Below are 13,799 nucleotides of genomic sequence, written 5' to 3' on the forward strand. Positions count from 1 at the left end.
ATCCGTTATTGTTTTTCAAAATCCAAGTCAACGTCGTGGTGCTTCGCCCACACCAGAGCCAAGGGGCAAAGCGCTTGCGCCCCTTGACAATCCCTCAGCGCCCCGGCGAAATTGTCTGAAAAGCGAAAATTTCCAACGGGGAAGATGGTGTTATTCGCTGCCTAAGTAGTTAGGGGGTTAGATTTCTGTTTTAAAATTGAAAATGCAGGAGCTGGAGCGTTGTGCTTTTCGAAACCAGTGTAGATGCGGCTGAGGCCTTTGATGGCATGGATGCCATCGTTGAGCTTACATGGACGTACTTGCAGCGAGCCTCACATGCGCTGACCGCAGGTTATTGGAACCACTTTTGCCAGAAGCTAACTAATTTCTGTCCAAAAATGAGTTTCATTTTGTATTGTTCAGTGACACAAAGCATTAAAAAAGCCAGTTGTATAAACAACTGGCTTTTTTGTTGTCTTATCCAATACTGTTTCTGGATAAGAGTCTTAACTTATTGCTTAAGCAAATTACTCGCCTTGGTCAACGCCTGCGCGGTTGATCAAGAACTGAGTAAGCAAGGGTACAGGACGACCCGTAGATCCTTTGTTAGCGCCACTATTCCATGCAGTACCGGCAACATCTAAGTGCGCCCAGTTATACTTCTTAGCGAAACGAGATAGGAAGCAAGCTGCAGTAATTGATCCTGCAGGACGTCCACCCAAGTTTGTCATATCCGCAAATGGGCTTTCTAAGTGCTCTTGGTACTCATCCCACAAAGGCATACGCCACGCTCTGTCACCACTTTGCTCACCAGCATTAAGTAGCTCATGTGCTAGTGGGTTATGGCCAGAGAACAGGCCTGATGCGTGCTTACCCAATGCAATAACACATGCGCCGGTTAAAGTTGCAGTGTCGACAACCAATTCAGGATCAAATCGCTCAACGTAGGTTAATACGTCACATAACACCAAGCGACCTTCTGCATCGGTATTTAATACTTCAACAGTTTGGCCTGACATTGTCGTCAAAATATCACCAGGACGATATGCATTGCTTGAAGGCATGTTTTCACAGCCCGCTAGAATACCAATCACATTGATAGGAAGCTGCATGTCACACAAGGCTTTCATTGCACCGATAACGCCAGCAGCGCCGCCCATGTCGTATTTCATCTCGTCCATGCCTTCGCCTGGTTTAAGTGAAATACCACCTGAGTCGAAGGTGAGTCCTTTACCAACAAGTACAATTGGCTTCTGTGTATTATCGACAGCGCCCTTGTACTCCATGATGGTCATAACAGATTCGTTATCACTACCACGGCCCACTGCTAGGTATGAATTCATTCCTAGCTTTTCCATCTGCTCTTCACCCACAGTTGTTACTGTTAGGTTTTCAGTGGCTTCAGCCATTTGGCGAGCTTGCGATGCAAGGTAAGCTGGGTTACAGATGTTTGGTGGCATGTTTGCTACGTCGCGGCAAAGATGCATACCAGCAGAAACGGCCATACCGTGTTGAATCGCACGTTCACCAACGGTCAATTCACGTCGAGTCGGTACGTTAAACACTAATTTGCGCAATGGACGACGAGTCTCGCCTTTACGGGTTTTTAGCGCATCAAAGCTATATAGACTGTTTTGTGTGCTTTCGACGGCTTCACGTACTTTCCAGTACGTATCGCGTCCTTTGACGTGTAATTCAGTTAGAAAGCAAACGGCTTCCATTGAACCCGTTTCATTCAAGGTATTGATGGTCTTAGTGATAATTTGTTTGTATTGGCGTTCATCTAGTTCACGCTCTTTACCACAACCGACCAAAAGCACACGTTCGCTAAGCACATTAGGCACATGATGCAGTAACAACATCTGTCCAGGCTTACCTTCTAAGTCGCCACGACGAAGTAGGTTGCTAATGTAGCCTTCACTGATTTTATCTAGCTGTTCGGCGATACCGGACAAGCGTCTTGGCTCGTATACACCTACGACGATACAAGCTGAGCGTTGTTTTTCTGGGCTACCGCTCTTTACGCTAAACTCCATGGGTTCTCCTAGATTCTTAAAGACAAATTTTATTATTTATTAGATAATGTCTGCTTGTGCCCAAAAAGGGCCTGAACATGGCGCACCCTAGAATAGATTTTTCAGGTGTTTTCTCTAGCCATGTTATGTGATTGTTGGTTACAAAACTACTAAAAGTAGACAGTTTACATGAAAGTTGTATTGATACCAGCATAATTCAAAGTTTAGAGACCGGATCCTCCCTGTGATTGTATTTAGATACCTGATTCGAGAAGTTTTAAAGGCACAAATAGCGGTACTTTTGGTGCTGTTAGCTATTTTTATTAGCCAACATTTCGTGCGAGTGCTCGCTGATGCCTCAGATGGCGAATTTCCTGCTTCCTTAGTGATGACATTGCTAGGGCTCAACATGCCGTTCCTGACGGTGTTAGTACTCCCCCTTAGTCTATTTTTAGGTATTTTACTGGCTCATGGCCGTATGTATTCTGAAAATGAGATGGTTATTTTACATGGCGTTGGTATCAGTGAATGGTACATCACCCGGATAACCTTGCTGCTTGCCTTGATGAATATGGTCTTTACTGGCTTTTTGTCGATATATGTCACTCCTTGGGCGGAAGAGCAGCAAAACCAAGTATTGGAACATGCACAGTCAGAAGCGGGTCTTGCGGCATTAACACAAGGTCGATTCCAGACCAGTCCCAATGGCCGTGCAGTATTATTCGTTGAACGTATTGGTCGAGATAATAAGCTCGATAAGGTGTTCGTGGCGCAGCTGCCAGACCCTGATGATGAAACAGGTTTAGCCAACGTTGTGGTTGCACGTTCGGGTAAAGTTGTTGAAGACGCAACGGGTGGACAAAGATTACAGTTAGAAGATGGGGTGCAATACCAAGGAAGCCCCAAGCGTGTTGACTATCAAGTGGTTGAATTTGGTGGTTATCAGATGCAAATCAAGGAGCAGGAGGGCGGTGAGCGTAGGCGTAAACTGTCGGCATTGCCCATTGGTGAATTGATGGATATCGATTCGCCTGAAGCCACGGCTGAATTTCATTGGCGTTTAGCGATACCTTTAGCCATCCCATTGATGACATTGATTGCTGTCCCTATGGCGCGGGTGAATAACCGCCAAGGTAAGTTTGCCAAGATGTTCCCTGCTATTTTGCTGTATTTGGGATACTTTGGATTAATGGTTGCTGGTCGTAAGTCATTAGAAGATGGGGTTATCCCTGCGTTCTTAGGGATGTGGTGGATCCATGCTTCGGCGCTGGCCATTGGCTTACTGTTGCTCGGAAAAGAGCGACCTTCGGGGGCAAAACTGTCTAATGTGTTTAAGCGTAAAAAGGCGTCAAGCACATGAGAATTATAGATCTCTATATCGCCAAGGTCCTTATTAGCAGCTCCGCCTTATCACTACTGATCTTGACTGGACTATCAGGGATTATTAAGTGGGTCGACCAGCTAAGATTAGTCGGTCGAGGGACTTACAGCATGATAGATGCTGGTATCTATGTGTTGTTCTTGATCCCACGCGATATCGAAATGTTTTTCCCCATGGCAGTGCTGCTGGGTGCATTGATTGGCATGGGAATGTTGGCATCTAATTCTGAATTAGTGGTCATGCAGTCATCTGGCTTGTCGCGCTTACAAATCGCCATGTCTGCTATGAAAACCGCGATTCCGTTGATGATTTTGGTGATGCTACTGTCAGAATTTGTGGCCCCCGTTGCAGAGCAGCGCGCGAAAGAGATTCAACGTACCAAGTTATCTGGCGGCAGCCTAATCGAATCTAATCGAGGTGTTTGGGCTAAAGACGGTGACTTGTTCGTTAATATTGGCGGCGTTGTCGATACCAATCATTTACGCGATATTACTCTTTACGAATTTAGTGACACCACCAACCTTACGAGTACTGTGCACGCAGAAAAAGCAGAGTATAAAGATAAGTATTGGCAGCTGTATGAAGTCAGAAGAACCTCGCTTAAGAACAACCAAGTGGTGTTAACCAACTTAGCAGAAGATAAGTGGATATCGTCACTTACGCCAGAAAAGTTAAGTGTGGTGTCTGTTAAGCCCGAGTCGTTATCTATTGAAGGTTTGGTGGACTACTTAGATTATCTAAAGAATAACAATCAAGCATCGGCTCGTTATGAGCTGGCGTTGTGGCGTAAGTTAATGCAGCCGGTCACGATAGCGGTAATGATGTTGGTGGCGTTGTCTTTTGTATTTGGCCCGCTTAGAACAGTTACCATGGGCGCACGCGTCTTGTTAGGGGTTGTTGCTGGGTTTAGCTTTTATATTTGCAGTGAGGTCTTTGGGCCGTTAAGCATTGTTTATGGCTTGCCTGCATTCATTAGCGCAGGGATGCCAGCGGTCATCTTTAGTGCCGCCGCCTTGTATTATATTCGCAAGTGATAAGCTAACACTCATAACACTCTTGATAAGAGCCTTTAATTACCTGCTTATGTCATAAAGCGCTAATAAAAAGAGTAATAAAAAAGCCAATAAAGCGTCTTTTACAAGGGCGATGATTGGCTTTTTTGGTTTTAGCGTTAGCAGCTAGGGCTTACGTTAAACGCCGCGCCAATTACGCATCTGATTTGCTTCTTTCGATAGCTCAACGACTTCTGAACGGGTCATCATGTCTTGAAGCGCTAGTTTATCGCCATTAATCAAGATCCATAAATTACCGATCCCAAGTAATGACCACACGAGTCTCGCGGCAGCTGTCACCATGCTGAGGTTCTGGCCGTTAGGATGTTGGACCTTAAGTCTCCAAGCACGCATGCCGAGCGTTTGGCCACCATAACTCCAAAAGCTGATGTAGAACACACCAACACATAGTGCAATCCAGAATTGATAAATCCCTTTATACAACGGAGTGTCATTTAAAAGATCAGACACCATTTCTTGTCCTGCCATGTCGATGAAACCGGCAGAGACTAGTGCAGTGAAGATACCAAAACCTAGCGCACCAGCAACCATGTAGACTGCTACAGCAAGAAGTAAATCATACATTATCGCGCCAAAACGCTTAAAAAATCCCGCTCTTGGAAAGTTAGCGTGTTCGCTATTGGGCATTGAAGTCGCAGTCATTTATATCACTTTATTTGTTGGTATCGAAAAGAAAGCATCTATTAGTTTAACGCGCTTTTGGATCATCTTTGATGTAATAGATATCGGTAAAACCGAAGCGGATAAACTCTTTGTTACGGAAATCTCTTACCGCAGATGAACCCTTAGACGTGGTTTCAACTTGTTGTGCCATCATCAGGTAACGGGTTAAATCGATGCCTTCTTCAGCCGCGACAGCTTCGTATATGTCGTGAAATTTGTCATAAGCAAAGTTTATCTCTTTCGCTTTACCCTTGAACTTATAGGTGATTCTAGTGGCCATGGTTATCTTCTCTTTTGAAATTGGCTATATGATAACAAATCTACGCTATAAGGTATAAATCATATAACAGGCGTCGCTTGGATAGCCGCTGAGATCTTTATCAATAGCGTGGGTTTCAAACCCTTGTTGTTGCCAATAACGATCTGCACCTTGAACGGCGACGAGGCTGATAGTCGCATAACCCTGTTGTAGCGCAAACTGTTTCAACTTGCCCAATATCAAGCCTCCAGCCCCTTTGCCTTGGGCGTTAGCTGACAAGGCTATATCGTGCAAATAAAGCGTGTTAGCGGCTTTGATAGCACTCAACTGCTGTTCTAGTGAAGGTGGGTTGTTAGCCACCCAAGGGTGTGCCAAGCAATAACCCACTACTTGATTGTTAAGCTCGAGGCCAAAGCAAGATTGTGGTGATGCTAGCCATTTACTCTGTAAAACCTGTAGCGATTCAGGTTCAATTTGAGGATAACACTCTAATTGGATCTCAAGGATTGTTGGCCAATCAGCGCTTTCGATATTGCGTAACTTCATTTTCACTTCCTATTACCGGGTAAGCTGGATCATTACTCTTCAGTCGCTATGCACTGTAGCGTTGGAGTAAGTGTTGCTTAAAGTGCTCTGGGTTGAGGTTTTCACCAGTCGCTTGCAGTGCCAATTCATCGGTTGTGAGTAAACTCCCTTTAGACCAAATATTGTTGTTGAGCCAACCCATGATTGATGAAAGCTCTCCCTTGTCGATAAGTGTTTCAATCGAGCCTAATTGCTTCTCCATTGCGACTCTAAACTGAGCAGCATACATCGCGCCTAGCGTATAGCTTGGGAAATAACCCATTTCACCTACAGCCCAATGAATGTCTTGCATACAACCATTTTTATAGTCGCCATCGGTATTAATTCCCAATAGTGATTGCATTTGTGCAGACCAGAAATCAGGCAAGTCAGCGACGGCAAGCTCGTTAGTGACTAAGGCTTTCTCTGCTTCAAATCGGAGCAAAATATGACATGGGTAAGTCACTTCATCAGCATCCACTCGGATATGACCTGGCGTGACGCGAGAATAGATGTTGAGCAGTTGTTCATGGCTGAGATTGCAATCTAGACGTTGTGTTAACGTAGGCTGTAACTGCTTTAAAAATGCAGCACCTCGCCCTAATTGCATCTCACAGAATAGGCTTTGGCTTTCATGAATCGCCATCGAGCGAGCAAGTCCAGCGGGTTGCCCACGCCATTCAAGAGGTAAGCCTTGCTCATATTTTGCATGACCCGTTTCATGAACTACGCCCATTAATCCACTGGTGAAGTCAGCTTCATCGTAACGCGTCGTTAGGCGCACATCACTGGCTACACCACCGCAAAAAGGGTGGCTGCTGGTGTCTAATCTACCGTGGTTGAAGTCAAACTCAAGTAAGGTCATTACATCTCGACTGAATAGAGCTTGAGCTGCACTCGCAGTATGGGGGATAGCATAATGAGGTTGGTGTTTCTGTTTGTCTTGGACCTGCTCAATTAAGCCCGGTAGCCAACTTTTTAGCCCGCCAAATATCTGCTCTAATCTGGCTGACGTCATATCGGGCTCAAACTTATCTAGCAGCGCATCATAAGGAGAGATATCGAGTGCTGCCGCACGGATCTGAGCTTCTTCTTTGGACAGTGCTAATACATTTTCAAGATTGGGTTTAAATCCTTGCCAATCGTTTTGGTTACGCTGCTCTCGCCAAGCTTGCTCACAGTGGTAAGCGGCTTTTGTTTTTGCTTCAACCAGACTGCCAGGCACAATATTGGCTTGCTGGTACTGGTAACGGATCTCTCTTAGGTTGGCTTTTTGCTGCCAATTAAGGTTTTCTAATTCAGCTTCTGCAATGGTGTGCGCTAGCATCGGCGCCGTTTTTAGTGAGTGGATATGTTTGGCTAGTTCCGCCATTGCAGCACCTCTGGCTTCACCTCCGCCCGTAGGCATCATTGCCGCTTGATCCCAATCGCCGAGGGCGCTTAAATGTTCAAAATGGCTAATGCTCTGAAAGTGTTCACAAAGAAGTGCATAGTGCTTGTGTGCAGATTGATTCATAAGAGTCAGCTGATAGTGATTAATTTAACTATGCTAGCACGATATAAAGCGCTAAATAAGCGTGATTTACGGCAGAGTTTTATCAACCAAATAGCTAATGACGAGGGAGAGACAAAATGAAAATACAGCAGAGTGTTTATTTTCTTAGCGGATTTTTTTTACTGTGTAGTTTTAATCTTATGGCGGGCAGTGACGCCTTTAAACCAGGACCCGTACTGACTCAGTATGGAAAAATTGCAAAAGTCGAAAGTCGTTTGATGATCCCTAAGGATATGCAGATGAAAGTGGTATTCGATATGAGTACAGCGGCAGAACCCGGTAAGGTTAACCGCAGCCTAGATACGCTGGCGAGGTTTATTAATATGCATGTTAGTGAGGGAGTACCGTTAAAGAATATTGAGTTAATGATGGTGGTGCACGGCAGTGCGGTCGCTGACTTTACTGATAATAAGTTTTATCAATCTCATCAGTCAAAGCCCAATGGCAATACTGAATTAATAAGTAAGCTTGCCAAGCTTGGCGTTCATTTTTACGTTTGTGGTCAAAGTGCGGCGTATTATGATGTCTCTTCGGCGCAATTATTACCGGGTGTGGATATGGCATTGTCTGCCATGACGGCTCATGCAATTGCTGCCCAACAAGGCTATAGCTTGAATCCTTTTTAAGTGTACATTATTGTGTTTGGCTATCGGATAAAGTTTGATATGCTCAAACACTTCATAATTTATACTAATTATGAAGTTAAGCCACATTACAGGGCATTGACGCCCTGCGTCGCATAGGATGATGCGGATAAATTGTGTTCATGGAGGATTTAATGGTTTCAATTCTATTAAGCCAAGATAATTTACCTTATACCATTTCGCTGTGTATCGTATTTGTACTCGGAATTGTAGAAAGCTTATCTCTCGTCATTGGTGCCAGTTTCTTAGGCTTACTTGATGATTGGACACCCAATGACGGCAACGCCGATGTAGCAGCTGTTAGCGGCCTTGTTAGTTGGTTGTGCATTAACCGGCTGCCGTTACTCATTTGGTTAGTCTTAGCGCTATTAAGCTTTGCGATTGCAGGCTTTTCATTTAACTACTTATCTCAGAGCTGGTTCAACAGCTTGCTCCCCCAATTCGTCTCGTTGTCCATTTCTTTGATATTAATGACGTTATGCTGCCACTTTTTCGGTGGAAAATTGGCTGATATTTTGCCAAAGAATGAATCTTTGGCTGTATCGGTTGAAGACCTTAATGGCTGTGTTGGCACGTTGACGACGAGTAAGGCGGTGCTGGGTAGTCCGAGTGAAGCCGTGGTTAAAGATGACTATATGCAGCAACATTACGTGTTAGTGGAGCCTGAGAGCGATGGTGTCGAGTTTCCGACAGGCACGCAAGTGGTGTTGCTGAAAAGAAAGGGACAAGTGTGGAGCGCAGCGAAACTTGAATCTTAACGAGTATGTTGAACTTAAAAGGAAGTTCCCCTTCCTATGACATGTCCTAGAGTGGAGCTCGCGCAAGGCCTCTTAATCCCGCATATCCAATCAATAGCGAATTGAGTATATCGAGCAGTGGCAGAACTCAAAGTCGTTAATGGCTTCCACCTTCCCAGCGTCTTAGCATTCATAACTGAATGGCTCCGAAAACGGGCATTAATTTATATACCCATTCTACGATGGGTATGCTTTTTATATTAAGAGTGGGGCTTACTCTAGATTATTGATTTTACCAAGGGAGCGACCATTACTTGCAATCAATGCTTTGATTAAACGCCATTAAACTCCCACTGAATCCTGCATCTTCAGGTAGAACGGGTATAGTGCAGTGACAAGATAGTGTTTCACCTCCTCACCCCCTCTTAAAGTTTAACGGCTAAATAAGTGACTAATACTTTTTTGATAGGTATAAATTCAAAAATAGTATGTTGAATTTATAGTCATTAAAAGTACGCTTTATCTGCAGTTAATATATTTATCCTTACATTAATAGACTGAAAATTATTAATAAAGTCATCTGGGTAGATGAATCTGTTCTACAAATTCTATTCATAAAATGCGCACTGACAATCTTTACCTTTGTTAATGAGTTGTTGCATTTAAATCCTTGTGCTAGGTTTTATAAACCCGCTTAGTGGCTCCCACTGCCAAGTGGAGCGTTTGTAGTTAAAGAATCTAATAATTAATTGGGCCACTAAAGAGCCCTTTGTAAACCTTTCGGAGCGACATTTATGAAATTGACAAAAATTGCAGCGACCTTAATAGCACTTTCTGTTGGCGCGTCAGCGGCAGTAACAGCAGGTGAGCGATATGTTATTCAAGTGGATAATAGCAAAAAGGGTGTTGTTAAAGCATTGGCAAAGAAGATGGGTGGCGAGTTAAACCTCGATGGTAATGGGTTTATTGCGGCAACATTTTCAGGAAAAGATCTCGCACAAGTGAAAGGTTTACTCAATAACCCACATATTAAGTTAGTCGAGGTGGATCAACGTCGTTCATTGATGTCATTCAGTGATAGTGTTGGTAACCCAATGACAGAGCAAATCACTCCCTACGCAATTGATCAGTCTAACGTGAACGATATTGCTTTCGATGCCAGCGCTAGCACCAATAAGAAGGTGTGTATTATCGATTCTGGTTTAGATCGATCTAACAATGATTTCGATTGGAATAATATCGATGGTGACAGCGACAGTGGTACAGGAAGCTGGGATGAAAATGGCGGACCACACGGTACTCATGTCGCGGGCACCATTGGTGCGGCTGATAATGGTTTCGGTGTTGTCGGTATGGCACCCGGCATTGAGATGCACATTATCAAAGTATTCAATGCCGATGGCTGGGGTTATTCATCTGATCTCGCTCATGCCGCAAACGTATGTAGTGCCGCTGGTGCCGACATTATTAGTATGAGCTTGGGTGGTGGCGGTTCAAATTCAACAGAATCGAATGCGTTTCAATCTTTCACTGATGCGGGCGGTCTTGTAGTTGCGGCTGCTGGTAACGATGGCAACAGTGTACGCTCGTATCCTGCAGGTTATCCTTCGGTGATGATGGTTGGCGCTAATGATGCCAATAACGATATCGCTGATTTTTCACAGTTTCCAACTTGTACAACTGGCCGAGGTAAGAAGCAGAAAACGGATACCAGTATTTGCGTAGAGATTGCAGCAGGTGGTGTTGATACTTTATCGACTTACCCAGCGGGTATGGCAACAGCCTCAAATATGACCGTGGATGGTACTGCATACTCAAGTTCTGCAATGGAGAACGCGGGTTCAATAGACGGGAGTGTATTTTTCATGGACACTGCCGAAGCAACAGATGGCGGGGCTAACGGTATGGTGTGTATGATCGACCGCGGCGTTATCTCTTTCCACGATAAAGTGCTTAATTGCGAAAACTCAGGCGGTATCGGCGCCATTATTATTAATAATGAGCCGGGCATGCTTTATGGCACATTGGGTGACACCAATGCGACTACAATCCCCGCCGTTGGCGCAGCTTTTGAAGACAGAGCCGTTCTCATTGCAGCAAGTACTGCTGATATTGCTATTGGCAGCTCAGATTATGGCTTTATGAGTGGTACCTCAATGGCAACGCCTGCCGTATCGGGGATTGCAGCGAGAGTATGGTCTAACCATAGTGAATGTACTGGAACTGAAATTCGCGCCGCACTGAATGCATCTGCAATGGACAGTGGTGCAAATGGCCATGATGTGTATTTTGGTCACGGTATTATCGACGCAGCGGCGGCGGACACATATTTGACCGCTAACGGATGCGCTGGGGGCGATAATGGTGGCGGTGGAGATCCAGGCACTGGCGATGGCCTAAGTGTCACTGAGACTCATTATAAGCAAAGAGGCATTAAGTATGTCGATCTTAGCTTTAGTGGCGCAGCTGGCAATACTGTTGATATCTTTCGAGACGGCAACAGTATTGGTACTTCTGTGAGTAGTGCGACATATACGGATACGATTAGCAGCAAAGGTGGCGGAACATATATTTATAAAGCGTGTGATACTGGTACCTCAACCTGTAGTGTAGATGTTAGCGTAACATTCTAAACAGCCCCTAGTTAGAAAACAAAAAGGCCTGCGTTAGCAGGCCTTTTTAATGCAGTTTGTAGAGACTAGGAATCACTTAATGGTTGCAATATGGTGAGCGCAGGTTGCACGTTTTTAGGCCAAATCCGATAAGTCTTATGGTGCTTAATCAGTGAGGTCTTTTTGTTTCCAGCGCTTAACAGTAGATTATGTTTATAGGCAATTTCAGCAAAAGCTTGCTCAGGTGCGCGCACATAAAATGTTATAGGTTTTATCAGCTCGTCGCCATCAATTCGTTGGGTAAATTGTTCATCTGAGATGATAAGGCTGCAGTTGCCGTCACTATTAAGTTTGAGCTTTTTAGTCACTTCTTGGTCGGTAATAATCAGCCAATCACTGCTTTCTAACTCTGCCAGCATCGCCTTTAAAGATAAGCCTAGACCCTGCTGTTTATCGGCAATATAAGTGTACTGCTGGCTAATTTTTTGCAGCAGTAACTTTAGCTCTGCGTTCGCGCCCATGCTACGGGCTTGTCGGATCCAAAAAGTAAGATCATCAGCGAGCAGTTTTGAATAGCTACGTTTTTTAAGCGCGGTAACCATCCAACTGCATAAGAAATGGCTTTCACCTGCTGGGGTCTTTAGGCTACTGCTAGTGTCTGCTGATTCAGCCAGCGCGGCTAGGCCTGCGTTAGCAAAAATAAGAATGGCTTGGTTATAATTGATATCGGACATGAGATCTCCGCCGTGAAAGTGAGTATAGAGGACGGCGGAGGCATTATACCTAATATAAACGACTATGCCTTAATATAGCCGTACTTTGATTTACTTAAGTGCCAGTTTTGCTGCTGTAACAATCAGTTCAGGCGCAGGACGAACTTTAAAGTTAGGGTTTACGTATTGGAAATGCACCAATCCTTTAGCATCGCTGATATAAACGGCAGGGACCGGCAGTACTAGCCGTTTTTCGCCCTGTGGAGTTTGCCATAGATCATTTTCAAGTTTCATTTTACTCATATAGCGTTCAGTAGTTTTAGCGCTGGTAAAGTAGGCTAAACCAAAGGCTTTAGTGGTCTCTAAACTGGCATCAGACAACAGTGTGTAAGTAAGGTCTTGCTTGGTCATTGATGCTTTGAGTTTTTCAGGTGTATCAGGAGAGATGCCAATTAATTGGTAACCCATTTCGAGTAGTTGTGGCTCTATCGCCTGTAGTTGACCCATTTGTGAATTGCAAAAAGGGCACCAGCCACCACGGTAGAAAAAGATAATTGTTGGTTTACCCGCAGTGATCTTAGCGATATCGACGCTAGCCCCATTGAGGTCTTTGAGCGATGCAGACGGAATGGTTTGGCCATTCATTAAAGGCATTACGCTTAATTCGTCGGTCGCGATAGGTTTAGCTAATAGGGGTAAACTAAACAACAATATTGACAGGGCAGTGAAGGTCTTTTTTAACATTATTATTATACCTTTGAGTTTAGGGGGTACTAACTTAATAACACTAGACCTTGAAAAGCGCCAATAACTTTCATTGTTGTGGAAAGGCGATAGGAACCACAAATACATCAAGCTGCACCTTACTTTTTAAGAACAGTCATATCAAAATCTAAAATAATTAAATAGAATCAGATGATTAATACGTTAATCTATCCATTTTTATAAGTAGTAATTACCATGACAGAACATTTCGAAGGCAAGTTTGAAGTCGAGTTAAAATATCGCATAGCATCTAAATCTCAATTTTTAGTGACATTGAATTCAATGGAGCATGAAATCATGCTTCAAGATAATCTAGAATCTGATTGTTATTTTGATACTTCTGAACAGCAGCTTCTAGCGGAAAATAAAAGCCTTTGTATTCGTGAAATGGAGCCATCAGGAATTAAGCTTTGGATAGTTAAAGGACCTGAAGCCGACCGTTGTGAAGCGACAAATATTACCGATGCTAATAAAGCAAAAAGTATGCTTAAAACAATGGGCTATCATGTTGTTTTGGCGATGAAGAAAACACGCAGTATTTATTTTGTTGGTAAGTTTCATATGACTGTCGATAATCTTGATGGGTTAGGTGACTTTGCCGAGTTTGCTATTATGACTGACGAGGAGAGCTTACTCGAAAGTTATAGGTCTGAATTGATTACTTTAGCAAGCAAGTTTGGTCTGAGTTCGACGGATTTAGAGCATCGTTCATATCGAAAAATTTACTCAGAAAGTCTTATGGTATAACAAAGCAATCAACACGATGCAGACTACACTCGGCATAGAGTATCATTGGCTTGGTCATTAAAGCGTTCAGCACAGGTTATTGCCGCGTACAG

General features: G+C 44.0%; 13 protein-coding genes. 6 read left to right on the plus strand and 7 right to left on the minus strand.

Features of this window, described 5'->3' with window-relative positions:
* Window positions 1–506 precede the first annotated feature (506 nt).
* Window positions 507–2,015: a leucyl aminopeptidase gene (gene pepA / locus CXF82_RS20040; protein ID WP_101091742.1), complete on the minus strand. Its 1,509-nt coding sequence runs from the start codon at window positions 2,013–2,015 to the stop codon at window positions 507–509.
* Window positions 2,016–2,238: 223 nt separating this feature from the next.
* Here pepA and lptF point away from each other — a divergent pair, with 223 nt between their 5' ends.
* Complete coding sequence (gene lptF, locus CXF82_RS20045) at window positions 2,239–3,354, plus strand: LPS export ABC transporter permease LptF (RefSeq protein WP_101091743.1); 1,116 nt, start codon at window positions 2,239–2,241, stop codon at window positions 3,352–3,354.
* Window positions 3,351–4,409: an LPS export ABC transporter permease LptG gene (gene lptG, locus CXF82_RS20050; RefSeq protein WP_102038439.1), complete on the plus strand. Its 1,059-nt coding sequence runs from the start codon at window positions 3,351–3,353 to the stop codon at window positions 4,407–4,409. Before lptF ends, lptG begins: the two co-directional genes overlap by 4 nt.
* Before the next feature lie 156 nt (window positions 4,410–4,565).
* On the opposite strand, the gene CXF82_RS20055 is transcribed toward lptG, so the two are convergent.
* The 4 genes from CXF82_RS20055 to CXF82_RS20070 all read right to left on the minus strand — a co-directional run bounded on the left by CXF82_RS20055 (window position 4,566) and on the right by CXF82_RS20070 (window position 7,450).
* Window positions 4,566–5,075 carry an RDD family protein gene (locus tag CXF82_RS20055; RefSeq protein ID WP_101091752.1) on the minus strand — a complete coding sequence of 170 codons (510 nt, stop codon included), beginning with the start codon at window positions 5,073–5,075 and terminating at the stop codon, window positions 4,566–4,568.
* A 61-nt stretch (window positions 5,076–5,136) separates the two neighbouring features.
* A complete protein-coding gene (locus tag CXF82_RS20060) occupies window positions 5,137–5,391 on the minus strand; it encodes a DUF2960 domain-containing protein (protein WP_101091745.1) in 255 nt (84 codons plus the stop codon).
* A 45-nt stretch (window positions 5,392–5,436) separates the two neighbouring features.
* Window positions 5,437–5,916: a GNAT family N-acetyltransferase gene (locus CXF82_RS20065; RefSeq protein WP_102038438.1), complete on the minus strand. Its 480-nt coding sequence runs from the start codon at window positions 5,914–5,916 to the stop codon at window positions 5,437–5,439.
* 46 nt (window positions 5,917–5,962) lie between these two features.
* Complete coding sequence (locus CXF82_RS20070) at window positions 5,963–7,450, minus strand: carboxypeptidase M32 (RefSeq protein WP_102044824.1); 1,488 nt, start codon at window positions 7,448–7,450, stop codon at window positions 5,963–5,965.
* A gap of 116 nt (window positions 7,451–7,566) precedes the next feature.
* Between CXF82_RS20070 and CXF82_RS20075 the strand changes: the two genes are divergently transcribed.
* From CXF82_RS20075 to CXF82_RS20085, 3 genes are all read left to right on the plus strand, one after another.
* On the plus strand, window positions 7,567–8,115 hold the full coding sequence (locus CXF82_RS20075) for a DsrE family protein (RefSeq protein WP_257982830.1): 549 nt from the start codon (window positions 7,567–7,569) through the stop codon (window positions 8,113–8,115).
* 152 nt (window positions 8,116–8,267) lie between these two features.
* Complete coding sequence (locus CXF82_RS20080) at window positions 8,268–8,891, plus strand: OB-fold-containig protein (protein ID WP_102044825.1); 624 nt, start codon at window positions 8,268–8,270, stop codon at window positions 8,889–8,891.
* A 773-nt stretch (window positions 8,892–9,664) separates the two neighbouring features.
* On the plus strand, window positions 9,665–11,503 hold the full coding sequence (locus CXF82_RS20085; protein ID WP_102044826.1) for a S8 family serine peptidase: 1,839 nt from the start codon (window positions 9,665–9,667) through the stop codon (window positions 11,501–11,503).
* Window positions 11,504–11,568: 65 nt separating this feature from the next.
* Here the strand turns inward: CXF82_RS20085 and CXF82_RS20090 are convergent, their stop codons facing one another.
* Together CXF82_RS20090 and CXF82_RS20095 are read right to left on the minus strand one after the other, a co-directional pair.
* Window positions 11,569–12,216, minus strand: coding sequence for a DUF2913 family protein (locus CXF82_RS20090; protein ID WP_102044827.1), 648 nt, complete (start codon window positions 12,214–12,216; stop codon window positions 11,569–11,571).
* Between the two features lie 90 nt (window positions 12,217–12,306).
* Window positions 12,307–12,948, minus strand: a complete 642-nt coding sequence (locus CXF82_RS20095; RefSeq protein ID WP_374702322.1) for a peroxiredoxin-like family protein — start codon at window positions 12,946–12,948, stop codon at window positions 12,307–12,309.
* 207 nt (window positions 12,949–13,155) lie between these two features.
* Here CXF82_RS20095 and cyaB point away from each other — a divergent pair, with 207 nt between their 5' ends.
* Window positions 13,156–13,707 (plus strand): class IV adenylate cyclase, encoded by a 552-nt coding sequence (gene cyaB / locus CXF82_RS20100; protein WP_102044828.1) that lies wholly within the window; start codon window positions 13,156–13,158, stop codon window positions 13,705–13,707.
* Window positions 13,708–13,799: the final 92 nt, after the last annotated feature.

The organism is Shewanella sp. GutDb-MelDb (assembly GCF_002836075.1).
Taxonomy (GTDB): domain Bacteria; phylum Pseudomonadota; class Gammaproteobacteria; order Enterobacterales; family Shewanellaceae; genus Shewanella.

What these genes read in the sequence shown, in the direction of transcription:
- pepA (WP_101091742.1), bottom strand. Translation starts at nt 2,015, where the DNA reads ATGGAGTTTAGCGTAAAGAGCGGTAGCCCAGAAAAACAACGCTCAGCT.
- lptG (WP_102038439.1), top strand. Translation starts at nt 3,351, where the DNA reads ATGAGAATTATAGATCTCTATATCGCCAAGGTCCTTATTAGCAGCTCC.
- CXF82_RS20055 (WP_101091752.1), bottom strand. Translation starts at nt 5,075, where the DNA reads ATGCCCAATAGCGAACACGCTAACTTTCCAAGAGCGGGATTTTTTAAG.
- CXF82_RS20060 (WP_101091745.1), bottom strand. Translation starts at nt 5,391, where the DNA reads ATGGCCACTAGAATCACCTATAAGTTCAAGGGTAAAGCGAAAGAGATA.
- CXF82_RS20065 (WP_102038438.1), bottom strand. Translation starts at nt 5,916, where the DNA reads ATGAAGTTACGCAATATCGAAAGCGCTGATTGGCCAACAATCCTTGAG.
- CXF82_RS20070 (WP_102044824.1), bottom strand. Translation starts at nt 7,450, where the DNA reads ATGAATCAATCTGCACACAAGCACTATGCACTTCTTTGTGAACACTTT.
- CXF82_RS20075 (WP_257982830.1), top strand. Translation starts at nt 7,567, where the DNA reads ATGAAAATACAGCAGAGTGTTTATTTTCTTAGCGGATTTTTTTTACTG.
- CXF82_RS20080 (WP_102044825.1), top strand. Translation starts at nt 8,268, where the DNA reads ATGGTTTCAATTCTATTAAGCCAAGATAATTTACCTTATACCATTTCG.
- CXF82_RS20085 (WP_102044826.1), top strand. Translation starts at nt 9,665, where the DNA reads ATGAAATTGACAAAAATTGCAGCGACCTTAATAGCACTTTCTGTTGGC.
- CXF82_RS20090 (WP_102044827.1), bottom strand. Translation starts at nt 12,216, where the DNA reads ATGTCCGATATCAATTATAACCAAGCCATTCTTATTTTTGCTAACGCA.
- cyaB (WP_102044828.1), top strand. Translation starts at nt 13,156, where the DNA reads ATGACAGAACATTTCGAAGGCAAGTTTGAAGTCGAGTTAAAATATCGC.